19 protein-coding genes are annotated in these 23776 nt (G+C 50.4%); 12 read left to right on the top strand and 7 right to left on the bottom strand.

The window, feature by feature from the left end:
* From DZC79_RS09925 to DZC79_RS09905, 5 genes are all read right to left on the bottom strand, one after another.
* Complete coding sequence (locus tag DZC79_RS09925) at window positions 1-339, bottom strand: translation initiation factor (RefSeq protein WP_118951398.1); 339 nt, start codon at window positions 337-339, stop codon at window positions 1-3.
* 15 nt (window positions 340-354) lie between these two features.
* Window positions 355-1281 (bottom strand): GNAT family N-acetyltransferase, encoded by a 927-nt coding sequence (locus DZC79_RS09920; protein ID WP_118951397.1) that lies wholly within the window; start codon window positions 1279-1281, stop codon window positions 355-357.
* A gap of 85 nt (window positions 1282-1366) precedes the next feature.
* The gene (locus tag DZC79_RS09915; protein ID WP_118951396.1) at window positions 1367-2203 is read right to left on the bottom strand and encodes an alpha/beta fold hydrolase; all 837 of its coding nucleotides are present in this window, start codon (window positions 2201-2203) and stop codon (window positions 1367-1369) included.
* Window positions 2204-2231: 28 nt separating this feature from the next.
* On the bottom strand, window positions 2232-3005 hold the full coding sequence (locus DZC79_RS09910; protein ID WP_118951395.1) for a 3-hydroxybutyrate dehydrogenase: 774 nt from the start codon (window positions 3003-3005) through the stop codon (window positions 2232-2234).
* A gap of 80 nt (window positions 3006-3085) precedes the next feature.
* Window positions 3086-3631, bottom strand: a complete 546-nt coding sequence (locus DZC79_RS09905) for a dTDP-4-dehydrorhamnose 3,5-epimerase family protein (protein WP_118951394.1) — start codon at window positions 3629-3631, stop codon at window positions 3086-3088.
* Between the two features lie 201 nt (window positions 3632-3832).
* Here DZC79_RS09905 and DZC79_RS09900 point away from each other — a divergent pair, with 201 nt between their 5' ends.
* From DZC79_RS09900 to DZC79_RS09890, 3 genes are all read left to right on the top strand, one after another.
* Entirely contained in the window at window positions 3833-4195 is a 363-nt protein-coding gene (locus DZC79_RS09900; protein WP_157977049.1) for a hypothetical protein, read from the top strand.
* A gap of 134 nt (window positions 4196-4329) precedes the next feature.
* Window positions 4330-4614 carry a hypothetical protein gene (locus tag DZC79_RS21180; protein ID WP_157977048.1) on the top strand — a complete coding sequence of 95 codons (285 nt, stop codon included), beginning with the start codon at window positions 4330-4332 and terminating at the stop codon, window positions 4612-4614.
* A 110-nt stretch (window positions 4615-4724) separates the two neighbouring features.
* Window positions 4725-6572, top strand: a complete 1848-nt coding sequence (locus DZC79_RS09890; RefSeq protein WP_118951391.1) for an amidophosphoribosyltransferase — start codon at window positions 4725-4727, stop codon at window positions 6570-6572.
* Window positions 6573-6650: 78 nt separating this feature from the next.
* Here the strand turns inward: DZC79_RS09890 and DZC79_RS09885 are convergent, their stop codons facing one another.
* Window positions 6651-6968: a hypothetical protein gene (locus DZC79_RS09885; RefSeq protein ID WP_157977047.1), complete on the bottom strand. Its 318-nt coding sequence runs from the start codon at window positions 6966-6968 to the stop codon at window positions 6651-6653.
* A 151-nt stretch (window positions 6969-7119) separates the two neighbouring features.
* On the opposite strand from DZC79_RS09885, the gene DZC79_RS09880 reads away from it, so the two are divergent.
* The 8 genes from DZC79_RS09880 (at window position 7120) to DZC79_RS09845 (ending at window position 21048) form a co-directional block, all read left to right on the top strand.
* Window positions 7120-8901 carry an ABC transporter ATP-binding protein gene (locus DZC79_RS09880; protein ID WP_118951389.1) on the top strand — a complete coding sequence of 594 codons (1782 nt, stop codon included), beginning with the start codon at window positions 7120-7122 and terminating at the stop codon, window positions 8899-8901.
* Between the two features lie 270 nt (window positions 8902-9171).
* Window positions 9172-12399 (top strand): SusC/RagA family TonB-linked outer membrane protein, encoded by a 3228-nt coding sequence (locus DZC79_RS09875; protein WP_118951388.1) that lies wholly within the window; start codon window positions 9172-9174, stop codon window positions 12397-12399.
* Window positions 12400-12419: 20 nt separating this feature from the next.
* A complete protein-coding gene (locus tag DZC79_RS09870; RefSeq protein ID WP_118951387.1) occupies window positions 12420-14042 on the top strand; it encodes a SusD/RagB family nutrient-binding outer membrane lipoprotein in 1623 nt (540 codons plus the stop codon).
* Between the two features lie 32 nt (window positions 14043-14074).
* Window positions 14075-14713, top strand: a complete 639-nt coding sequence (locus DZC79_RS21175; RefSeq protein ID WP_157977046.1) for a DUF5011/hyalin repeat domain-containing protein — start codon at window positions 14075-14077, stop codon at window positions 14711-14713.
* Window positions 14714-15039: 326 nt separating this feature from the next.
* The gene (locus tag DZC79_RS09860) at window positions 15040-18105 is read left to right on the top strand and encodes a SusC/RagA family TonB-linked outer membrane protein (protein WP_118951385.1); all 3066 of its coding nucleotides are present in this window, start codon (window positions 15040-15042) and stop codon (window positions 18103-18105) included.
* Between the two features lie 13 nt (window positions 18106-18118).
* A complete protein-coding gene (locus DZC79_RS09855; protein WP_198666839.1) occupies window positions 18119-19579 on the top strand; it encodes a RagB/SusD family nutrient uptake outer membrane protein in 1461 nt (486 codons plus the stop codon).
* Window positions 19580-19597: 18 nt separating this feature from the next.
* Window positions 19598-19819: a hypothetical protein gene (locus tag DZC79_RS09850; RefSeq protein WP_157977045.1), complete on the top strand. Its 222-nt coding sequence runs from the start codon at window positions 19598-19600 to the stop codon at window positions 19817-19819.
* 131 nt (window positions 19820-19950) lie between these two features.
* Window positions 19951-21048, top strand: coding sequence for an ABC transporter permease (locus tag DZC79_RS09845; protein ID WP_118951382.1), 1098 nt, complete (start codon window positions 19951-19953; stop codon window positions 21046-21048).
* Window positions 21049-21161: 113 nt separating this feature from the next.
* Here DZC79_RS09845 and queA read toward each other — a convergent pair whose 3' ends face one another.
* Window positions 21162-22211 (bottom strand): tRNA preQ1(34) S-adenosylmethionine ribosyltransferase-isomerase QueA, encoded by a 1050-nt coding sequence (queA, locus tag DZC79_RS09840; protein WP_118951381.1) that lies wholly within the window; start codon window positions 22209-22211, stop codon window positions 21162-21164.
* Window positions 22212-22662: 451 nt separating this feature from the next.
* Between queA and DZC79_RS09830 the strand changes: the two genes are divergently transcribed.
* Window positions 22663-23706, top strand: a complete 1044-nt coding sequence (locus DZC79_RS09830; protein ID WP_118951379.1) for a glycosyltransferase family 2 protein — start codon at window positions 22663-22665, stop codon at window positions 23704-23706.
* The last annotated feature ends 70 nt before the right edge of the window (window positions 23707-23776 follow it).

Raw genomic sequence — 23776 nt, 5'->3', positions numbered from 1 at the left:
CTAGCCCTTGGTTTGGCTATAGCCCCACTCCTTAAGCCAGGCGATCACTTTGTCCTTGTAATCGCCTTGTATCAGTATTTCACCATCTTTGGCGCTGCCGCCTGCGCCGCATTTGGTTTTCAGTTTTTTGCCCAGTCCAGCCAGGTCCTCCTCGCTGCCGGAGAAGCCATCCACGAGCGTGACCGTTTTACCGGCCCTGTGCTTCTTCTCGATCCGTACCCGCAGTTTCTGGGCTTTGGGCTCCGGTGTTTCGGTCAGCTCCGGCGCTTCCTCCCTCATCATATCCGGGTTGGTAGAAAACACCAGCCCGCTGAAACTGTTCAGCTTTTTCTTCGTCATCGTATTATTGTTTGATCAGCCCAGGAGCTTCTTCTTTACTTTCCACAACAGAGAGCGGTTCCTGGAAGCACAAAGGTAAGTTTTTTGGCTGCCGCCGAAGCGGCGGAAGAAGGCGGCGATGCCCGGATCCATGCTGCCTTCGAAGTCGAAGACAGAAAGTCCCTTTTGCCGGGCGGCTTTGATCGCATGCCAGATCAGCAGCCGCACGGCGCCGGGATGCGCAGCCTCCGGATCGGTGGCGCTGAGCAGCAGGTACATTTTTTGCCGGTCCCATACCGTAAAGATCGCTGCGGTGATTCGTCCTTGTGCATCCTGCAGGTGCCATAAGCTGCCGCTGTCCTGTTCGTGGCTGCATTGTACGAGGCGGTCGATCATCGCCGGCACGAAAGGGTAAGGTTTGTTTTTCCTGCTGAAGGTTTCCCGGTGCAGCTGAAGCAGGCGGGTGGTCTGCCCCGGATTTTCGATTATGGTATGGCTGGCCTCCGCCTGGCGGATCAGGTTGCGGTGATTGCTGCTCATGGCGCGCCAGAGAGCATCTTCCCCGGGTGCAAGCGCGATTTCAAAAGTGATCTTTTCGGATACCCCGATCTCCTTCTGCTGCAGCAGATCGGCCCGGTCAAAAGAGACGGTGGTTTCCATATCGAAGCTATCCCAGCGGGGAAACTGCTGCCAGAGGGTCTCGAACACTCTTGCCTGCTGTTCTGTCGTAAGGGATTGCAGGAAGAATGGCCCGAGATAGGGTGTAAGAAGGGGATTGCGGATTATAGACAGGCCCAGCTTGCTTTCCAGGGCCACCGGCCATACGCCGGCGATCGTACCGGCAGGGCCGGGCGCCATGGTGATATGCCAGTTGTCGCTGACAATATCCAGCCACCAGGGCTGGAAAAATACCGGCAGCTGCAGCAGCAGCTGCGACGACTTTAAATATTGTTCTTTATTCATAAAGAAGGCGCAGGAAAGGCGCCTGTCCGGTTTCCGGCAATAATACGAAAATCTGAACAAGCGCCCTGTAATATCCTATATACGGTCACAGCAGGAAGGCTTCTATGGCCCGCACCACCTGGGCAGCATTGTCGCCGTAGAGCATCGTCTGGTGATTGCCGTCCACAGCAACGTAATGACAACTGGCCATCAGCCCGACCGTTTCCTTTGCCTTGAAGTCGGGCAGCAGGGGCTCATCCATTGTGTAGTTATCTTGTCCGTTGATGAGCACTGCAGGTTGGGTGACGCACTCAAAGGTTTGCGTCCAGGGCTGCTGCGCCACGCCGGTAGCCACTTCTATGATATTGGAAAGGTTGGGGTAGGGGTTTGCGGTACCATCTTCCCTTACATGGGCATCCGCTTTGTAATAGCTTTCCATATCCTTATCCCAGAAAGTGTTCTGGGGTGCGGCTTTCATCTCTTCAAGGAAAGAAGCATAAGAAGGGAAGGTCTTGTCCAGGCGGCTGAGCGTAGGACCCAGCATCGCAGGCGCATTGGGATTCATTTCTGCAGCAGCATCCAGTATCACCAGCTTCTCTACCCGTTCGGGATAGTTGGCCGCTATGTAGACACTGAGCAATGCGCCGTAGGAATGGCCGCCCAGCAATGCTTTCTCAATGCCCAGGTGGTCCAGCAGGCCGAGAATGTCCCGGGCATGGTCTTCCAGCCCATAGTGAAAAGCCGGCTTGCTGCTGAGACCGCGGCCGCGAAGGTCGGGCGAAATGAGCCGGAAGTGCTTAGTCAGCCCGTGGCTTACCAGGCCGTCGAAAGCATGTGCATTGGCGGTCAGCCCATGCATCAATACGAGAGTCGGCTTTCCTTTCGGATGATATTCGACATAATGAAGCTCAATATTGTTGGTGGCAATGGTGTAATCAGTCACTATAGGATCGTTTTGATGAACAATAAGCTTAATGCGCGGTCCATCCGGCGTCCAGCGGCATGGCAATACCCGTAATGGTCGCCGCAGCCTCGCTGTCGGCCAGGTAAAGGATCGTCTGTGCGATGGTGTCGAGCGAAATAAAATCCTTAATGGCATGCTCGGCCAGGAATACTTTTTCGATCACTTCTTCGCGGGTCATGTCGTGTGCTTTCATCTGGTCGGGGATCTGCTTGTCCACGATAGGGGTATGCACATAACCGGGGCAGATGGCGTTGGCAGTAATACCGAATTCACCGCCTTCCAGGGCCAGCACTTTGGTAAAGCCGATGATGCCGTGCTTGGCAGCTACATAGGCACTTTTGAAAGGGGAGGCAATGAGCCCATGTGCCGACGAGATATTGATCACGCGGCCGTATTTACGGGCCTTCATCGAAGGCAGTATTGCCTTGGTAAGGTGGAAAGCCGCGCTGAGATTGATGGCGATGATCGCATCCCATTTGTCTTCGGGGAAATCTTCGATTGGAGAAACGAACTGTATGCCGGCGTTATTGATCAGCACTTCGACTGATCCGAACTTATCCAGCGCTTCTTTTGCAAGGCCCCTGATGGCTTCCGGCTGCATCATATTGGCCGGGGAAAAGAGGTAGCCCACGCCGTATTCCTGCGCCACATCGGCAGCGATCTCTGCGCCGTTCTCTTCCAGGCCGTTGAAGACAATGTTGTATCCTTTTGCTGCAAAGGCTTTGGCGGTGGCGAGGCCTATGCCGCTGGTGCTGCCGGTAATCAATGCTGTTTTTGCCATAAAAATATTTTTATTGTTTACCCGGTAAATTTCAGGGAATAAAACAGTTTATACTGTAAAACAATTGTTATGCACCGTGGCTACTGCAAAAAGGGACTGTCGAATGTGTCCAGGCGGGGAAAAGAAAGATCCCGTTCGGAAAGCACCGGCCGGTTGCAGGCCCAGTCAAAGCCGAAGGAATCGTAGCGGATGCCGGTATCGTGTTCCTTGCTATGCTCCGACGAAACGAGGTAGCAGGTCATCGCGCCCTCGCTCAGTGATTTGAAGCCATGGGCAAAGCCTTTGGGTATATAATAAGCCAGGTGATTGGCAGCAGACAGCTCTGTCGCATAATGCTGCCCGTAGGTAGCACTGTCCTTTCTCAGGTCGACCAGCACATCCAGGATAGCGCCCGAAGGGCAATAAACGATCTTGGCATGGTCGTATGGCGGCAGCTGGAAATGCATGCCGCGGATCACCTCTTTGCCCGACAGGGAAAAATAGCTCTCCTGCAGGTCGAAGGTGATCTCTTCCCGCGCAAAAATACTGTGCTGAAAGGCTTTGATAAAGCTGCCGCGATTGTCGGTAAAGGCGGGCAGCGTAATGAGAAAGGCGCCTTGCAGGGGCAAAGGATTGAAATGGAACATTGTTTTAACGTATAACCGGTAGGGATTCAAAAGTACGACTTCTGTTAACACATTTTTGTATTTCCAGAACAATGTTGTCGATAAACCTTTCTTTCCCGTCTCCGTCTTACTAGCGCATCCTGATTACAGGCGGCCATTAATAAAAACGACACGATCTCTGCGCAGGAACGTAAGCATCATTAACCGAATAAAAGCCATTTTATGAAAAAGTATCTTTTGACAGCAGTCCTTTTCGCGTTCTTCGGATTATTCATGAGTTATGACGCCGGCGCGCAAGGCTGGCACAAGGGGCATTACAAACATCGCTATAAAGAGCAACGGAGAGTCGAAAGAGCTTACCGTCATGGCTATGACCAGGGTGCAAGGCAGGCCTATCGTTACGACAGGCGCTATGTACCGCACTATTACAGCTATGACAGGCCCTACCGCAGGCATTATCGCCGTCCTTATTATCGTCCGGCCTACTATGCGCCGCCCAGGCCTTATGTGAGCGGCGGTGTAAGCATCAACATTCCTTTACCTCCTCATCCACCCCTGCCACCGCACCCGCCGCTGCCCTGGTAAACGAGGAGCACCTCATTGCTGAAAACAAAATGTTCTGATGTGGCTACAGGTCAGAACATTTTTGTTTTCAGCTTGTCATCATTGCAGCGCCGGGAAAGAACTCGTATCTTTCTGCGGTGATAAAACGGAACGACATGAGAAAATTCATCTGGTACATCATTCTGGTGCTGACGCTGGCGCTCTTTACTGCGCCGGAAAGCAGCTATGCGCAGCGGCATCATCGTCCGCATCGCGGCTATTACAAGCACCATAAGAAAAAAGGGTACCGCGGGTACCATCCCCGCCGCCATCGCTATTACCGGCAGCATCCGCGGCCTCATGTAAGGCATGCGCCGCCGCGTCCGCCACTGCCCCAGCATCATCCGCCTTTGCCGCCGCGTCCACCTTTGCCACCGCACCCGCCTTTGCCCGGCAAGTAAAGCGATAAGCAAAAACGTTCCGATCCTTTGGCCGGAACGTTTTTCTTTATATGTCTATCAGGGCGGCACATTTGCTCATTTTATTAATTTCGGCTTAACTTTGCGTCCTCATGTCAGATGCTTTAAAACACGAATGCGGGCTTGCCTACATTCGGCTGCTCAAGCCCATTTCTTACTACCACCGTAAATACGGTACTTCCTTCTACGCATTGAATAAGCTTTATCTCCTGATGGAGAAGCAGCATAACCGGGGCCAGGATGGCGCGGGCATCGCTACGCTTAAGCTTAATGTGGAGCCTGGCTACCAGTTCATGCACCGCCTGCGCATTGCCGGTCCGGGAGCGATCAAGGAGATCTTCACCTCCGTACAGAACGAAGTGACGGAGCTGGAACGTATGTATCCCAACCTGCGCGACTATCCCGGCCTTATGAAGGGCTATCTGCGTTTTATGGGAGAAGTGATGCTGGGTCATCTACGCTACGGAACACAGGGTAAGAACAGTGTGAAATTCTGCCATCCCTTCGTGAAGTCGGATATCAACCCGGCCCGCAACCTGACCATGGCCGGCAACTTCAACCTGGTGAACACAGATGAGCTGTTTGCCTTGCTGAAAGAGAATCCCGACGAGACCATGCGGGCCAGCGACCTGGGCGCTATGATCGATACGGTACACCATTTTCTCTGTGAAGAGGAGGTCAAGTCTCCCGAGAACCCTGATGTAGAGGCCATGCTGCGGCAGGCCGCCAGCCGTTTCGACGGCGGTTATGTCTGCGGCGGGCTGATCGGTAACGGCGACAGCTTTGTGCTGCGCGATAAGCATGGTATCCGCCCGGCTTATTATTACCACGACGATGAGATCGTAATCGTGGCCTCAGAACGGCCTGCGATACAAACCAGCTTCAATGTGCAGCAGCATGAGATCAAGGAGCTGCCGCCGGGCTGCGCCGTGATCGTAAAGGCAGATGGTACCTTGAGCGTACCGCAGATACTGGAGCCGGCAGAGAAAAAGGCCTGCAGTTTCGAACGGATCTATTTCAGCCGGGGCAGCGATGCCGATATCTACCGTGAGCGGATCCGCCTGGGCACCAACCTTGCGCCGAAAGTGCTTGAAGCGCTGGATAACGATCTTAAGAATGCGATCATTTCCTTTATCCCCAATACCGCTGAAACAGCCTTCTATGGCCTCATTAAAGGCCTGGAGGACTACCTGAAGGACCTGAAAGTGCAGCGTATTATCCGTAACAGGAATACCATGACCGACGCGGAGATCAGCGAATTGATCCATCGTCGCGTGCGTATCGAGAAGATCGCGATCAAGGATGTTAAGCTGCGTACTTTTATTACCGCCGATTCAGCGCGCGATGAAATGGTGCAGCACGTGTACGATATTACTTACGGAACCGTTAACCCGCACCAGGATACACTCGTCGTTATCGACGACAGTATCGTAAGGGGGACCACGTTGCGCCAGAGCATCATCAAAATGCTCGACCGGCTGAAGCCTAAAAAGATCATTGTCGTTTCTTCCGCGCCACAGATCCGCTACCCTGACTGCTACGGTATCGATATGAGCCGGATGGCAGATTTCATTGCCTTCCAGGCTGCTGTTGAGCTGCTGAAAGAGCGCGACATGAACCACGTGCTTACCGAGGCCTATATCAAATGCAATACGGCCAGGGAACACAACCGGCTGGATGAAGAGAACTTTGTAAAAGAAGTATACGCACCGTTCACGCCTGACGAGATCAGCGATAAGATCGGTCAGCTGCTGCGTCCCGACGATGTACAGGCCGATGTGCAGATCATTTATCAGTCTATTGAAGGCCTGCACGAAGCCTGCCCTCACAATAAGGGCGACTGGTACTTTACCGGTAATTATCCCACGCCGGGCGGCAACAAGGTGGCCAACCGGGCGTTCATGAATTATATGGAAAATAAAGCGGGCCGTGGTTATTAAGCCGCGATGATTCCGTACGATCTGATAAGGCAGGGCCATTCCGCAAGGACGGCCCTGTTCCTGTATTGTCAGTACGTGTTATCGCTGGGTATCGTTGGCCGGTGTTCTGACCTGGAGCTGCAGCTGATGGACTGTATCGGGGAGCGCAGGCTTACCTTCGTCGCCGGGAAAAACCGGTACGGGGCCTATGTCGTGCGTGACCTTCAGGATAGAATCGATTTTCGGTTTGAGCTCGATGGGCAGCCGGCGTTCGAGGTCTTCTTTGGCCTGTTTGCGTAGTTTATTCATCCGGCTGTTGACAATACTGTCCGCAATGGCATTGATCCGGGCAGGGCTGAGCTCCTTTTCTTTTTTGCCGCAGGCTGCCAGCATCAGCAGCGAAAGCAGCAGCGGCATTATATTTTTTACAGATACCTTCATAGAGAAGCCAATCGGGCAAAGTTAAGCAATGCGGCTTGCATTGTTGTACCTTTGCGGCGGTTTTCACATTTGGAAAACAACGGCGGGCCGTGGTTTTTCCGAATTTCGGTTTCAAATCCAATAAGCTTTGCGGCATCTTTCTGTACTGAATAAATATTTCCTCCGGTATAAATGGCACCTGCTGCTGGGGACCATCTTTATCATCATCTCCAATATTTTTGCGGTACTCTCGCCGCAGATCGTACGCAATACGCTGGACGATGTATACCGGAATGTAGACCGGTATCACCTGCTGGGCAGCAGCCCTGAGGCGCAGACCCTTCGCGGGCACCTGATGCACCTGGTAATGACAGCCGGGTTATGGCTGCTGGCCTATGCCTTGCTGCGCGGCGTTTTTATGTTTCTGATGCGCCAGACGATCATTGTAATGTCGCGGCATGTGGAATATGATCAGAAGAATGAAGTGTTTGCACATTACCAGAAGCTGAGCACGGCTTTTTATAAAAGCAATGCTACGGGAGACCTGATGAGCCGCATCTCTGAAGATGTGTCGCGGGTGAGGATGTATACCGGACCCGCGCTGATGTACGTGATCAACCTGGTGATCCTGATCGCGCTTTGCTTCTGGAAAATGATCACGGTGAGCCCTTCGCTTACCCTTTACGTGGTGGCCCCATTGCCTTTCCTGGCCTTTTCTATTTTTTATGTAAATAAGATCGTTAACCGCAAGAGCGAGCAGATACAGGCCGAGCTTTCTTCGCTGACTTCCCAGGCCCAGGAATCCTATTCGGGTATCAGGGTCATCAAGTCGTTTGTGCAGGAACATAGCGCCATCAGCACTTTTGCACGCATCTCGAAAGCTTACCGGAAAAGCACCATCAACCTTTCGCTTACAGAATCGATCTATTTTCCGGCAATGAACCTGTTCATCGGGCTCAGCATGCTGCTTACCGTGCTGGTCGGTGGCTGGCAGGCGATAGAGGGAAAAGTAACACCTGGTAATATTGCCGAATTCGTGTTCTATATCAACCTGCTTATGTTCCCTATATCTGCTATCGGCTGGACGGCCAATATGATCCAGCGGGCGGCAGTATCGCAGCGGCGCATCAATGAGTTCCTCTTGTCGGAGCCCGATATTTTCGATGAGCCGGATGCTGTAGCACAATCGCTGAAGGGCAAGATAACCCTCCGGGACGTCACTTTCGTTTATCCGCACACAGGGATCAAAGCGTTGGAGCATTTCAACCTGGAGATACTGCCCGGCGAAAAGATTGCAGTGATTGGCAAGACAGGCTCGGGAAAGTCGACGCTGGTGCATTTGCTGCTCCGTATGTATGACGTTACTGAGGGCGAGATCCTGATCGATGATGTGCCTATACGGCAATGGCAGCTCGAAAACCTGCGCGGGCAGATAAGCTATGTGCCGCAGGATGTCTTCCTCTTTTCAGATACGGTAGCCAACAATATCGGGCTGGGCCAGGAAGTGAAAGATATGTCCGCGATACAAGAGGCAGCGGTTATGGCTGCTGTCGACGCAGACATCAGGCAGCTGGCCGATGGCTATGAAACGATCACAGGAGAGAGAGGCGTTATGCTTTCCGGTGGGCAGAAGCAACGGATATCCCTGGCCCGCGCCCTGGTCAAAGAGCCATCAGTGCTGATCCTGGACGAAAGCCTGTCGGCAGTTGATACCCGCACGGAACAAACGATACAGCGTAACCTGGGGCAATACCTGGAAGGTAGGACAGCGATCGTGATCACGCACCGCATTTTTAAAGGCTGGAATTTTGACAAGATCATTGTGCTGGAAGATGGCCATATTGCCGAGGCCGGAAACCATGAAGCGTTGATGAAGCAGGAAGGTCAATATGCTAAATTATACCTATATCAAACTCAAGTAGAGGAATAGGCTAATATATTCATTTGCAATTAAATAGCCCTTAATTAACCTTAAGGGTTTTTTTTATCGCCCATGCGTAATGAATATTTGTTAACATAATTTTTGGTATTAATGCATATGACTGAAATATGGTTCGCAAATAGATGATCTTCTGTTGTTTAGAAATACCGCAAATGTGCTTTATCACTCTTTTGTTAATAAATTATTACGGGGGGATGTCATAATGCTTTGATTTATCATACTGTGCGAGTATATTTGGTTAACAAAATATACTCGTGTATGAAAAAACTACTACTCATGCTTGCAGTCTTTTTATGGTCAGGATTGCAGCTAGCCATGGCACAGGGGCGGCCTGTCAAAGGACAGGTTTTAGACGACAAAGGGGAGGGTATCCCCGGTGCAAGCGTCCAGGTAAAAGGGACGAGCACCGGTACGATAACCGATATTGACGGGAACTTTGCGTTGGAAGTACCGGATGAATCCAATACTCTGGTCATCAATGCAGTTGGATTTGCCCCGCAGGAGGTGAAAGCCGGCGATGGCGACCAAACGATTACGATTAAAATGTCGGCTTCCAATACAACACTGGATGAAACGGTAGTGACGGGTAACGCGATCAGGCGTGAGAAGAGAGCCCTGGGTTATTCGACGACGACTATCGGCGCCGATGAGCTGGGCAAAGGTGGAAGCACCAGTCCTATCAACTCACTGGCGGGTAAAGTAGCCGGTGTGAATATCACAACGACTTCCAATTCTCCGGGCTCTTCTTCCCGTATCGTATTGCGCGGCGGTTCTTCTATCCTCGGTAACAACCAGGCGCTGATCGTAGTAGATGGTATTCCCATCAGCAACGGTAACTTCGGCACCGGCGGTAATATCGGCAATCTGAGCAACCAGGTAGATTTCGGTAACCGTGGCAATGATATCAATCCCGACGATATTGAATCAGTAACTGTGCTGAAAGGTCCTGCTGCTACCGTTATCTACGGTTCTGCTGCTTCCAACGGCGCGCTCATGATCACCACCAAGAAAGGTCGCAGAAGGCCCGATGGCGCCAAGAAAACAGAAGTGGAAGTCAACACCGGTGTCAGCTTTTCCAGCATTCTGAAATATCCCGACTTCCAGAATACCTACGGACAGGGCAACCTGCACGATATTGCCGATGACCGCAGGGAGAACTTCTCCTGGGGTCTGCCTTTTGATAATCAACCCAGACCCTGGGGACAGATCATCGATGGCAAGCAAAAAGTAAAGCCCTATTCAGCTCTGCCCAACAACGTAAGGGATTTCTTCGACCTGGGTAAGATCTATACCAACAGCGTTTCTGTAAACTCCGGTAATGAAGACATGGCCTTCCGCCTGGGCTTCAATACACTGAACAGTAATTCTATTTTCCCCGGAAAAGGATATGACAAGTACAATGTTACCTTCAACGGTAATGCTAACCTGACAAACAAATTCTACGCCAGCATTTCCCTGAACTACACCAAATCGATCGCCGACCTGGTGGGTGGCGGACAGGGTGCTGCCTCTCTGATGGACAACCTGTACCAGATGCCGCGGGATATTCCCCTGCGCGATCTGCGTAACCTGGACGACCGTTTTAATTCTATGGATTACATCGATGAGGATGGCGTTCACCGCTATGGCTACTATGGCGCTTATGCCATTAACCCCTATTACACCCTCGAAAAATTCAAGAATGAGAACAGGGTGGACCGTGTGCTGGGAAGCTTCACCATCGGCTACAAACCTTTCAGCTGGCTGAAAATAGAGAACCGCCTCGGTACCGATGTGTATTCCGACCGCCGTTACCAGAGCGCCCCGCTGTATAACTCTCAGCCGGCCGACCAGGCTACCGGAAGGGGTGATGGTTATGATCTTGCCGGCCCCCAGGCGGGTGTTGGCCGTTATGCAGAAGATATCTATAACCTTGCCAATATCTACAACGACCTGATGGTTACTTTCAGCAAAGAAGTAGCCAAGGACATTAATCTGAATGTGCTGCTGGGTCACAGCATGATCCAGCAAAGGCTGAACAACAGTTTCTCCAGCACAAACGAGGATGGCGGCCTGATTGTTCCCGATTATTATAACCTGACCAACTCCAATGGTAAGGTCCTGGCGACCAATACACTCACCCTGGTACGCAGGGTAGGTCTGTATGGCAACGCTGACATCAGCTATAAGAATATGCTGTTTGCCGGTATCACTGCCCGTAACGACTGGTCTTCCACAGTACCTAAGTCCTACTTTTACTACGGTGGTAACGCTTCATTCGTATTCACTGAACTGTTTGACGAATCATTGAAGCGGATATGGAACTATGGTAAGCTGCGTATTTCTTACGGTAAAGTGGGTAACGATGCGCCGGCTTACAGCTCCACCACGGTATACGGTGCGACCACTGTTGCCGGTGATTTTGGCAGCACGGTTTTCCCGCTGAATAATGTACCCGGATTTACTTATGGTAATATCATCGGTAATCCCAACCTGACGCCTGAGTTCTCCAGCGAGTTTGAGATCGGTACAGAGCAATCCTTCCTGGACAGCCGCATTACTGTAGACTTCTCTTATTACAACAAGCGTTCCACTAACCAGATCGTTAACGTAAGTCTTCCGGCTTCTTCCGGCTTCCTTGCCGGTACCATCAACACCGGTTTGCTTACCAATAACGGTATTGAGATTGCTGCTAAATTTACACCTGTGCTTACCCGTACCGGCTTCCGCTGGGATCTGTTCGGTACCTTTACCAAGAATAACAGCATGGTGAAAGAGATCTATCCAGGAACCGACCAGATCAATACCGGTAACGGTATTAACGGTATGACCGTGGTAGCAGCAGTAGGTAAACCTTACGGTACCTTCTACACCAATGCTTACCAGAGAGATCCCAATGGAAATATCGTGGTCAATGCTCGCACTGGTCTGCCGGTTATCGATCCTACAGGCAGCAAGTTCTTCGGCAGCTACCAGCCTAAGTTCCAGGCTTCTTGGGGTACCACAGTGAGCTACAAGGGCATCTCCCTATATGTGATGTTCGATATGAAGCACGGTGGTCAGTTCTTCTCCCGCACCAGGGACATCCTGGCCTTCACCGGCACTTCTGCGGAGACAGAAAAGCGAGATCCTTATATCTGGCCAAATTCTGTGATCCAGAACGCCGATGGTTCTTATTCGCCAAACACCACTCCGTTTGATCCCTATCGCTTTTACACCTCACAAACAGGACGCCCCAATGAATTCCTGCTGGTGGATGCTTCTTACGTGAAGTTGAGAGAAGCCCGTATTTCTTATACACTGCCTTCAAAATGGGTAAACAAAACACCTTTCGGAAGCGCTACAGTAAGCGTGTTCGGTAATAACCTGTTTATCTGGACGCCCAAAGAGAACCAGTTTGCTGATCCTGAGCTGAGCTCCAACGGTGCTGCCAATGCGCAGGGCTTTGAATTCAGCGCAGCGCCCTCTTTAAGAAACTACGGATTCAACCTCAGGTTTACTTTCTAATCTCCTTAAATTCGCAATTCATGAAATCGTTATATAAAATTTTCCTGGGCGTATCCGCAGTGTCGCTGCTGATCTTCACGGGATGTAAAAAATGGCGGGACGTCAACAAGAACCCCAACAATCCCGAACAGGTATCCATACCCTTACTGTTACCTTCAGCCCAGGCGGGTATAGCCCAGCAGCTGGGTGGTAAGTTCCAGATCGCCGGCGGCTTCTGGTCCCAGTACTGGACACAGTTTCCTTCCGCTTCCCAATACCAGTCCTTCGATCAGTATATACCGGATGGCACCGATATCGACAATGCCTGGACGGGCCTCTATAGCGATGCCCTCACCGACCTGGAACAGATCATCAGGAAAGGTGGCAATGAAAAGAACTATATTGCCATTGCCAAAATTCTGAAAGGTTATACCTATCAGCTGCTCACCGACCAGTTTGATGATATCCCGTTCACAGAAGCCCTGCAGGGTGAGTCCGGCGGCATTACCAGTCCCCACTACGACAAGCAGGAAGTAGTATACAACGGTATTATTGCTATGGTAAAAGAGGGTATGAGCGAAATTGACCCTGCTGCTGCCCATCCCGGTAAAGACGACCTGATCTACGGCGGGGATATGGATGCCTGGATGAAATTTGGCAATACGCTGCTGCTGCGAGTGTACATGCGTCTTTCTGAACGTGCGCCTGCAATGGCCCAGGCCGGCATTGCCGAACTGTATGCCAATGGCGTCGGCTTTATTGAAGAAGGTGGTACTGCCAAAATCGCTTATTCCAGCGATCCCGGCAACTATAACCCCATGTATTCCGAGATCAACAATGCGGTGATCGCGAACCGGCTGAACATTATCGCCAGCTCTACAGCTATGGATAGCTTCCTGGCCAACAACGATCCCAGGGTAGCTGCCTTCTATTTTGCCAATGGCGCCTTTAAAGGCAACAAGCAGGGCGCTTATGAAGGCGCTTCCGGTACTTTCTCTATGCCCGGTTCTGCTGTAGGTGGTAATATTACAGACGTAGACGGATCAGCGGCAGCCCCTGTGATCTTCCTGTCCGACTATGAAAGCCTGTTCCTCCAGGCTGAGGCTGCAGTAAGGGGTTGGGGTACCGGTAATGATGCCGAACTGTTCCAGCGTGCTGTTGCGGCTAACTTTACTGCGTATGGTGCAGCCATAATGGACGCCGTGGGATCTGTATTTTCGCCGGTAATAGCGGACTCCGTATCTACACCCACCGGCGGCTTCCCCGTCAATATTCCCTTTTCGCTGAACTATGCCATCACCACTTATCTTGAAGGCGATGGTTCTATCCTCAACGAGGGTGATTATTTCCTGGAGGGCGAGCCTGTTTCCATTACGCCGCCATCCAACTGGGGTAGCTATCCCACAGGTGGTTCTAACGCTGATAAACTGAAGTATATCAGCACTCAGAAATGGTTCTCTATGTGTGGTAACCAAAGCATAGAAGCCTGGACAGAGTGGAGAAGAACTGGTTATCCTAATTTCTTCGTCGTTTCTGTAGCCTCCAGGATTGCACCTGGCGCTTTCCCCCGCCGGTTCCTTTACCCTGACAGAGAAGCGACAAACAACCTGAATTTCCCGGGACAGTCGGCGATCACCAAATCCGTATGGTGGGATATGCATTAACAACCGGTATTAAATCCAAAACGTAACTAATTATGAAACGAATAATTCTGTTTTCAATAGCTCTGGCAGCGCTTCTCACCGGCTGTAAAAAGAGAGACTCCTATGATGTCTCTACGGTTGAAACCGTTTCCTACCCATCATTTACCTTTACGGGGAGCAGGTTTGTCAGTATCCCGACAGGTGGCACAGTTCCCCCGATCTCTGTTACTGCCTACGACTCTTTCTACAATGAGTCCTGTACTGTTACTGTTGGCGAAAGCACAGTAGACAATACAACGCCCGGTTTGTATACTCAGGAGTTTGTGGCGAAAAACAGCCGGGGCTTCAAGGCTTCTACTATCGCTTATGTAGCTGTTACCGATATCGATGCCAGCCAGGATCTGTCCGGCGTCTACAAATGCGTGGGCCGTAATGGTCTTGCCCATGTAACCGAGCTGGCTAACGGCCTTTACGAAACTGATAATGTAGGTGGTAACCCCACTGGTCCTGTTGCGGTTTATTTTGTTCAGGTAGACGATACAACGCTTATCTTCCCCTCGCAGCCCACTACTGCCGGTGATATGAGCTTTGATAACGTAGCGTTTGATCCTACTCCGCCGGCTACCTACCAGTACAGTGTAATTAATCCTACCTACGGTGCCGCGCCCCGCGTGTTCGTAAAGCAGGAGTAAGGATTTTCTTATCTGAGTAAAATACTTTTAAGCTATAGGGTTGTCCAACACATGGACAACCCTATTTATTGTTAGTGTAGAGTGTTTTTTATGATTAAAATGCATATTTTTTGTATTTCGAACAATAAAATGCATTCAAAAGCTTAGTTAGGTAGCAGTATCTTTTACACATTATGGCGTCGCAGTTATAGCGGCGCCATTTTTTTTGTGAATTATTGCATTTTTATGCAAAAGATGTTGTTTTGAATTTTTAATGCTTTATATTACATTTAATATCCTAAAATATTCATTTTTTATTTCAAACTGATCATTAAAGTTCAACGCTTATGAACAAAAAGTTGCTGCTTACTTTGAGCTTGCTGTTGATTTCAGGTTTGCATTTTGCTATGGCGCAGGGTATTTCCGTAAAAGGGCAGGTACTCGATGAGCACAGTGAAGGTATTCCTGGGGCAAGCGTACAAGTAAAAGGAGAAAAAACAGGCACCATCACGGATGCAGATGGAAATTTTGAAATTGAAGTTTCAGCTGATAATGCGATGCTGATCATTAATGCCCTCGGCTTCACGCAGCAGGAAGTGCCTGCCGGCAATGGAGGGGCTGTAAAAGTAAACATGAAGGCAGGGGGTGAGCAGGCCTTAGAGGAAACTGTAGTCGTCGGCTACGGATCAGAAACACGCAAAACGCTCATTGGCGGCAGTTCGATAATTAAGGAGAAAGCATTTAAAGATATCCCTATGGGTAACTTTACGAACATGCTTCAGGGTAAAGCAACCGGTGTGCAGATTACCGGGCAAAACGGTGCGCCCGGCGCACCTGCCTACATCCGTATACGTGGTGTCGGTTCTATTACGGCAGGGCAGGAGCCGTTGATCGTTATTGATGGCGTACCGGCTACACTGGAGGCCTATTCCGCTTTGAACCCCAACGATATTGCCGATGTTTCTGTGCTGAAGGACGCTTCGACCACGGCTATCTACGGCTCCAGGGGCAGCAACGGTGTTATTATGGTTTCCACTAAAAAAGGAGGGCGGAAAAACGCTCCTCCGCAGATTGCCTATGGCTTTCAGTATGGCTTCAGAAGCAAGACACCGGACAACTATAAGATGATGAATTTTGGGGAGAAGCTGGGATATGAGCGGGCACTTGGCTATACAAACAATTACCTGAAGCCGCTGCTTACCGCCGATGGTCTGACGAGCATTGAAGAGGCACCCGATCCCGGTAAATACTGGAATCAGCTCAAGCCTTATGAGACCAACTGGCTGGATAAGATATTGCGTACCGGGCGGCTGTCTCAGCACGACCTGAGCGTTTCGGGCAGCTCGGAAAGAATCGATTATTTTCTTTCGCTGCAAAGTTATAGCGATGATGGTATCAGCCTGGCTTCAAGTTTCAAAAGGAAGACGGGATACATGAGTGTGGATTATAAGGCTACCGACTGGTTGAAAATAGGGCAAAGCATAAGGATAACCAATACGGCAACGAATAACCTGAGGGATATCTATAATGCTCAGAATCCCTTCTCGGCCATGTATCTGTACAATCCCTATGAATCACCCTACGACTTTACGGCCGGGGGCAACAATAAGAACGGGTACAATCTCACATCCCAGGGGTTTAATGTAATAGAGGCCCTGATGAACAATCCGGCTTCCGCCAACACTATCTATGGCTTGTCGGCTACTTATCTGGAGCTTACACCAGTGAAATGCCTTACCGTGAGAACTCAATTGGGCCTGCAATATTCGGCGCTAAGCAGCGAGTCCTTTGTCAGGCCGGGTTCTATACTCGATATGTATACCGGTTCTGCTGCGACACCAGGTACCAAAACGGATGCAGGTAACTCCCGTTTTAATTACGTATGGACCAATACGGCGGAGTACAAAAGAACTTTCGCTCAGGTGCATACGATGAAAATACTGGTGGGTACAGAATTTACGAAAGAAAAGCTCAAGACCTACAGCCTGCGCTCAGTAGGCTATCCTTTTAACCCGGATCTGAACACACAGGATAACGGTGCTACGCCCAACGGCACAACGACCAGCAAAGCTGGCTGGACTTTGTTCTCCATGTTTGCCCGCGCCGAATATAACTACGCCGGTAAGTATCTTGCCAATGTTTCCATTCGCAGAGACGGCTCTTCCCGCTTCGGTAAAGACAGCCGCTACGGTAATTTCGTTTCCGGAGGTCTGGCATGGAACCTTACCGAAGAGGATTTTCTTAAAGAATATTCCCGCGCAGTGAATAATCTGAAACTCTGGGGATCTGTGGGTACTTCCGGTAATTATCAGATCGGTAACTATGATGCCTTGCCGCTATACCGTTCCGGCGGCTACAACGGGCAGGTCAGTTTCTTTCCCAACCCTGCCGGGCCCGGCAATGCCAATCTGACCTGGGAGAAAAATACGGTCTATTCAGTAGGTCTGGATTTCGGGTTCTTTGGCAATCGTATCAGCGGCAGTGTGGACTATTACAACCGGTACACCCATGCCCTGCTGCTGGACCGTCCGCTCTCCGCTACCACCGGTTATACCTCCCAGCTCTCCAATATAGGGAGCATGCGTAACAGTGGCGTGGAGCTGTCGCTGAATCTCGATGTGGTGCGGTTGGCGGATGTTACCTGGTCTGTTGGTGGTAATATTACCTTGAATAAAAACCGGATCGTGAAGCTGGTGGATGGTAAAGATATTCCCAACGGCAATACCGGTAATACCTACTTTTCTGTGGATAAACCCCTGGATGTCTATTATATGCAGCGGTATGCCGGCGTCGATCCCGAGAATGGCAATGAGCTGTGGTATAAGTCGGACGGTGTAACAACAACCAGTAACTACAGCGAGGCAGGCCGGTTTATCCTGGATAACAAATCGCCCGATCCTAAATATTACGGCGGATTCAACACCGCTTTAGCTTATAAAGGAATACAACTGAGCGTCGACTTCTATTATTCAGGAGGCAATTATGTTTATAATGGCGTATGGCGGCAGGCAATGTCTCCTGAAAATGTCGCAGCCAACATGGCGTCCGATGCGCTGGATTATTGGACGCCTCAAAATAAAGGAGCATCGAATCCCCGTCCCGATTACAACATACCCTCTTACGCCAGCGACCGCTGGCTGCAAAAGGGCAATTTTATCCGGTTGCGGAATGTAACCTTGTCTTATAACCTTCCCTCTTCGCTGATCAGTAAAGTGAAGATGCAGTCGCTAAAGATCTATGTACAGGGTCAGAACCTGTGGTATTCAGCGCCCGGTTTCAAGGGCGATCCGGAAGTCGGTATTGGCAGCACAGAATCTATACCGGCCGGGGCAGTCGTAAGGCCGGGTGCTTTGTCGCTGTATAGCTATCCTACCTCACGGACGATAACTTTTGGTGTTAATGTCGTTTTTTAAAATGAAACTGATTATGAAAACAAGCATAAAAATAGTCGGCGCCTTTATCGCGATTGGCATGCTGGCATGCTCCTGCAACAAGCAGTTTGAGCAGAATCCTTCCAATGCCGTACCTGGTGGTGGGGCATTCAATACCGTTAAGGATTTCAACGTAGCCTGCCTCGGTATGTATTATGAGATGACCCATACAGAATACTATCTTGCCGGGAGCGATGACCCTGTATCCTGGATATCGACTATGGACCTTATGGCGGATAACCTCATCTCACAACAGACCGGCCGCGGCTCTCAGCGCAGTTTCGGCAACTGGCAGTATAATGCATCCAACACAACTGGAATGTTTGCCGATGCGTACAGCATTATCAGGGCAGCCAACAGTATATTGGAAAATATCGGAAACGTCGGCGACGCACCCGAGCGCGCCAATTTTGAAGGCGAGGCGCTTACTGTAAGAGCAATGGTCCATTTCGACCTGCTGCGGATCTATTCCAGGCCGGTAAGTGGCCCGCAGGCGGCTCCCAACGGGTTAGGCGTTCCTTATGTAACCACCACCGATATCAATGATGCTCCAGGCCGCGGTACCGTTAAGGATGCCTATGATAAGGTTGTAGCGGATCTGGTCAGGGCTGTCGATCTGATCAACGCCAGCAATGGAAGCGGCCGGTTGAATAAAGCTGCTACCTATGCGCTGCTTTCAAGAGTATATCTTTATGGCGGAGAATGGCAGAAATGTGTTGATGCCTCTTCAGCTTGCCTGGCTATAAAAAATGATCCCGGCTCTATAACCACCTTCCCGGGCATATGGACCGACCAGTCTGAAGCAGGCGTTATTTTTAAGCTGATGATCAAAACCCAGGACAGGTTAGGTGGTCAACCGATCCTTATAGGAAATGGTTACAGCCAGTCTATTTCAGGCTCGATCAAATCGGAGTGGGTGGCCGCACATTCCCTGGCCCTGATGTATGACACCCTCAAAGACGTTCGGGCCAAAGCTTATCTTGTCAACGCCACTTTCGGCGGACAGAAATATAGAGCCATTGCCAAACATCTCGGCCGTCCCGGTGGTACGCCGCGCATGGTGGACCTAAAATACCTCAGGGTTGCCGAAGTGATCCTGAACCGGGCAGAAGCCTACACACAGCTCAACAGCGATGCAACTGCCCTGGAGGACCTGGACCTGTTGCGGAAAAACCGTTATACACCATTCACCGCCGGGGCGGAGACCGGTGAAGCACTGAAAAAGGCAATCGCAAAAGAGCGCAGGCTGGAAATGGCTTTCGAAGGAGACCGTTGGTTTGATCTGAAAAGAAAAGGGCTGCCTGTAGCAAGAGACCAATTCGGCGACTATGCCGACGGAACAGGTACTCCTTATTTTGTAAAAGACCTTCCAGCGGGAGACCCGCGGTGGCAGCTGCCGCTAGGGCAGAGGTATATCAATGCCAATGCGAACCTGGAGCAAAACCCCGGCTATTAATACTTAAAACGAATTATTATGAACAGAACATCATTATTGGTATTATGCTGCTTGCTGGGAATATTACTGGTTTCTTCCTGCAAAAAGGACTATACCTGTACCTGTACCGTTGAGCGTACCAAGTATATATATGAATATCCCAACCAAATGAAAAGTGAAGCCAAAGAATCCTGCGATCAGCAGGACGCTGCCGCAAGAATGACCGATCCGAACGGCAATTGTACCTTGGCGAAGGACTAGGCCGCCGCTCCCGGATTTTTCCCGGACTTTGGCGCTTTCCGCCGGCTTTAAAAAAACTGCAGGAACCATACCTGCAGTTTTTTATTTACAGCAAAGCGTTACAGTATATCTTTGCACCTTATTCACCTGCAATGCTACAGTCCTACAGTCAGTTCCGAGCCTTTGCCGCCATTGTTAAAGCGGCACTGCGGTCCATCGCCAAAAGCCCCTCTTCAGTTGTGTTCACTATTGCCTTCCCGCTGGTGTTCATCCTGGTTTTCGGCTTCCTGGGCGAAGGCAGCAAATACAACATTAAGGTAGGCATAGCGCCGGCTTCCGATACGCTGAATCCCTTTTATATGGGACTGAAGCATTTGGATATGGTCAGGATCGCCGCTTCGCGGAATGAGCAGGATTTACGGAAGCAGCTGGAGAAAGGAGATATCAGCGTATTGCTGCATATGGGCAAAGCGCCTCAGGAGGCTCGTTATAAGATTGCGATGGAAGTCAATGCTGCCGACCAGGATAAAGCCCGCCAGCTGCGGTCTGCGCTGGAACGCATTGCGATGGCTGCCGATCCGCAAACCGTGGCGCGGCTGAGCAGCCTCTTACAGGTTGAAGAAACCGTAGTACGCAGCCGCAAGTTCAGGACCATAGATTTTATACTGCCGGGCCAACTGGGTTTCTCACTACTGGCCGCCAGTGTTTTCGGCACGGCATTTGTTTTTTTTAATCTCAGGCAGGCGCTGGTATTGAAGCGCTTTTTCGCCACGCCGATAAGGCGTGAATTCATCATCCTGGGCGAGGGTGTGGCACGTATGATCTTTCAGCTGGCAGGAGCTTTGTTCATTATCCTGGTCGGGCATTTCGCCTTTGGCTATACCCTGGTGCAAGGTGTGCTTACGGTGATCAATATGCTTGCAGTCTGTGCGATCGGCTTATTGGTATTCATGAGCTTCGGCTTTATCATCAGCGGGCTGGCGCGCAGCGAAGCAACGATCCCGCCTTTATCCAATATCATTACCTTGCCCCAGTTCCTGCTCGCCGGAACTTTCTTTTCTATCGAAGCTTTCCCGGCCTGGATGCAGCCCGTTTCCCGCGCCCTGCCACTGACTTATCTTAATGATGCCTTGCGGCAGGTCGCCTTTGAAGGCGCCTCCTTATGGGCGGTAAAAGCAGATATCGGTATACTGCTGCTGTGGGGCGTCATCGGCTATTTCGTTGCTGCAAGAGTATTTAAATGGGAATAGCTGTTCAGTTAGTAGTTTGCAATTCGCAGTTTTTGCAATTATCAATACCCAATACTCAATAAAAAAAACGCCGCTCCTTCCGGAACAGCGCTTTCTTGTAGAAAGTAATATAATTACACTACCAGCATGGCATCGCCGTAGCTGAAGAAATGATATTTTTCTTTGATCGCCGTCTGGTAAGCTTCCATAGCCAGGTCGTAGCCGGCGAAGGCTGCCACCATGATCAGCAGGCTGGTCTTGGGCAGATGCAGGTTCGTGATCAGTGAGTTGGCAATGGAAAAGTTGAACGGCGGATGGATGAAGAGATTGGTCCAGCCGGCTTCAGGCTTCAGCAGACCCCTCGCGGTTACAGAGCTTTCCAGCGCCCGCAATGTTGTGGTACCCACAGAGCAGATCTTTCTTTTTTCCTGTATGCCTTTATTCACAATATCGCAGGCATATTCGTCGACATTGAAATATTCCGCGTCCATTTTGTGCTTGCTCAGGTCTTCTACCTCTATAGGCCGGAAAGTACCCAGGCCGGTATGTAAGGTCACCTCCGCAAATTTCACGCCCTTGATCTCCATGCGCTTGATCAGCTCACGGCTGAAGTGCAGGCCGGCAGTAGGTGCAGCCACAGCGCCTTCATACTTGGCATACACTGTCTGATAGCGCTCTCGATCCTCTTCATCAGGCTTGCGCTTGATGTATTTCGGCAGCGGCGTTTCGCCCATGCTGTCCAGCACTGTTTTAAACTCCTGTTCGTTGCCGTCGAAAAGAAAGCGGATAGTACGGCCGCGGGAGGTCGTGTTGTCGATCACTTCTGCTACCAGCTCATCGTTGTCGCCGAAGTAAAGCTTATTGCCCACCCTTATCTTTCTGGCAGGATCTACGATTACGTCCCAGAGGCGATTGGGCTTGCTCAGCTCGCGCAGCAGGAACACCTCGATGCGTGCGCCGGTCTTTTCCTTACGTCCGTACAGGCGCGCAGGAAACACCTTCGTGTTGTTCACGATGATCACATCCTTATCGTCGAAATAGGTCATCACGTCCTTAAAGATCTTGTGCTCTATTTTTCCGGTATCTTTGTGTACCACCATCAGGCGGCTTTCATCACGTTGTTTGGAGGGGTGCTGGGCGATCAGGTTAATCGGAAGATCAAACTTAAATTGGGATAATTTCATATCTTACAGGATATGGATAGTTTAATTTATGAGAAAAAAAGTGTGCAAAGATACGGAAAAGATATAAACCCCGATTTATTTTTTATTTAAGCCTTACCAGCCAGCGATGTAACGACATTCAGGTGATGATTTTGTTGGGACAAAGACAAAAAATATTTAGGCTTTTTGCCAAATTCTATTACTTTTGTGACCTTATTCGCAATGCAGTTTTAAATGGAAAATCAAAACAACCAATTTATTGAGGACGATCTGGACATCAAAACATCCAAAACCTCTACTTCCCGGTTTTTCTTCCTTTTGAGCTTTTTCGGTTTCTTCATCTTTGCATGGGCCGGATGCTACAGTCTGTGGACACACTCCTTTAAGCCTGCCGACGATGTACCTGTGAACAAAAGCTCACTGTACAATCCTGAATATCAGACTAATCCGTAAGTATCTCCTAAGGAATACCATGATCGTTGCCCTGCAGGATACTGCCGTTGTCATTCTGAGCTACAACAGCCGAAAATGGCATGAATTGTTCCTGCCCGGGATTGTGGCGCAAGCGAAGCAGGGCTACGATGTGTTTGTGGTCGACCACGCCTCTCCCGACGATACTTCCGAATATATACGACATCATTTTCCCTATGTACAGCTGATCCGGCTGGACGAGAACCATGGCTTTGCCTGGGGCTATGCCGAAGCGCTGAAGCAGATACAGGCAAAATACTATATCCTGCTCAGTTCCGACTTCGAGGTTACCGACAACTGGTTTGCTCCTATCCACCGCGCTATGGAAGCCGATGGGAATATGGCAGCCTGCCAGCCCAAGATCCGCTATTACCGCGACCGCGACTATTTTGAATATGCCGGCGCCGCAGGAGGCTTCAAAGATAAATGGGGTTATCTTTTTTGCCGCGGCCGTATTTTTTCCACGCTTGAAAAGGATGATGGGCAGTATGATACACCGGCCGAGCTGTTTTGGGCTTCGGGCGGCTGCTTTGTGGTGCGCGCTGAAGTGTATCACCATCTGGGCGGTCTCGACCCTGATCTGTTTGCCCATATGGAAGAAGTAGATGTCTGCTGGCGTATGAAGAATGCCGGTTATAAGATCGGTTACGTACCCGAAAGCACGGTATTTCATGTCGGCGGCAGCATTATCTCTTACGGCAGCCCGCAAAAGACTTATTACAACTTCCGCAACAACCTGGTGTTGCTGCTGAAGAATGAAAAAGGTAGCAAGCTGCTCTGGCTGCTACCTTTGCGGCTGCTGCTTGACGGGCTGGCTGCCCTGCAATTGCTGGCCGCCGGTCAGCTGAAGAACATCCTGGCTATCATCAAAGCGCATTGGAGCTTTTTCTTTTCTTTCGGCAAATGGTACCGGAAACGGCTTGCTGTAAAAAACCTGGTAACCACCCGGAATGAAAAAGGCATTTACCGCAAGAGCATTATTCTGCAATATTTTGCCAGGGGGAAAAAGAAATTTTCCCAGCTCGACCCCGCCGATTTTCAATAGATGCTTACAGATAAGTATTTTGAATGGGGGCATAAAGCCACCTTCTTTCGCATTTTCGTACCTTTGCCAT

This window comes from Taibaiella helva, assembly GCF_003545695.1.
Taxonomy (GTDB): domain Bacteria; phylum Bacteroidota; class Bacteroidia; order Chitinophagales; family Chitinophagaceae; genus Taibaiella; species Taibaiella helva.
The sequence above is the reverse complement of the archived record's forward strand: the minus strand, read 5'-3'. Positions and strand labels throughout refer to the sequence as shown.

Coding starts and splice junctions, on each gene's coding strand:
- DZC79_RS09925 (WP_118951398.1), bottom strand. CDS start 339: ATGACGAAGAAAAAGCTGAACAGTTTCAGCGGGCTGGTGTTTTCTACC.
- DZC79_RS09920 (WP_118951397.1), bottom strand. CDS start 1,281: ATGAATAAAGAACAATATTTAAAGTCGTCGCAGCTGCTGCTGCAGCTG.
- DZC79_RS09910 (WP_118951395.1), bottom strand. CDS start 3,005: ATGGCAAAAACAGCATTGATTACCGGCAGCACCAGCGGCATAGGCCTC.
- DZC79_RS09905 (WP_118951394.1), bottom strand. CDS start 3,631: ATGTTCCATTTCAATCCTTTGCCCCTGCAAGGCGCCTTTCTCATTACG.
- DZC79_RS09900 (WP_157977049.1), top strand. CDS start 3,833: ATGAAAAAGTATCTTTTGACAGCAGTCCTTTTCGCGTTCTTCGGATTA.
- DZC79_RS21180 (WP_157977048.1), top strand. CDS start 4,330: ATGAGAAAATTCATCTGGTACATCATTCTGGTGCTGACGCTGGCGCTC.
- DZC79_RS09890 (WP_118951391.1), top strand. CDS start 4,725: ATGTCAGATGCTTTAAAACACGAATGCGGGCTTGCCTACATTCGGCTG.
- DZC79_RS09885 (WP_157977047.1), bottom strand. CDS start 6,968: ATGCCGCTGCTGCTTTCGCTGCTGATGCTGGCAGCCTGCGGCAAAAAA.
- DZC79_RS09875 (WP_118951388.1), top strand. CDS start 9,172: ATGAAAAAACTACTACTCATGCTTGCAGTCTTTTTATGGTCAGGATTG.
- DZC79_RS09870 (WP_118951387.1), top strand. CDS start 12,420: ATGAAATCGTTATATAAAATTTTCCTGGGCGTATCCGCAGTGTCGCTG.
- DZC79_RS21175 (WP_157977046.1), top strand. CDS start 14,075: ATGAAACGAATAATTCTGTTTTCAATAGCTCTGGCAGCGCTTCTCACC.
- DZC79_RS09860 (WP_118951385.1), top strand. CDS start 15,040: ATGAACAAAAAGTTGCTGCTTACTTTGAGCTTGCTGTTGATTTCAGGT.
- DZC79_RS09855 (WP_198666839.1), top strand. CDS start 18,119: ATGAAAACAAGCATAAAAATAGTCGGCGCCTTTATCGCGATTGGCATG.
- DZC79_RS09850 (WP_157977045.1), top strand. CDS start 19,598: ATGAACAGAACATCATTATTGGTATTATGCTGCTTGCTGGGAATATTA.
- DZC79_RS09845 (WP_118951382.1), top strand. CDS start 19,951: ATGCTACAGTCCTACAGTCAGTTCCGAGCCTTTGCCGCCATTGTTAAA.
- queA (WP_118951381.1), bottom strand. CDS start 22,211: ATGAAATTATCCCAATTTAAGTTTGATCTTCCGATTAACCTGATCGCC.
- DZC79_RS09830 (WP_118951379.1), top strand. CDS start 22,663: ATGATCGTTGCCCTGCAGGATACTGCCGTTGTCATTCTGAGCTACAAC.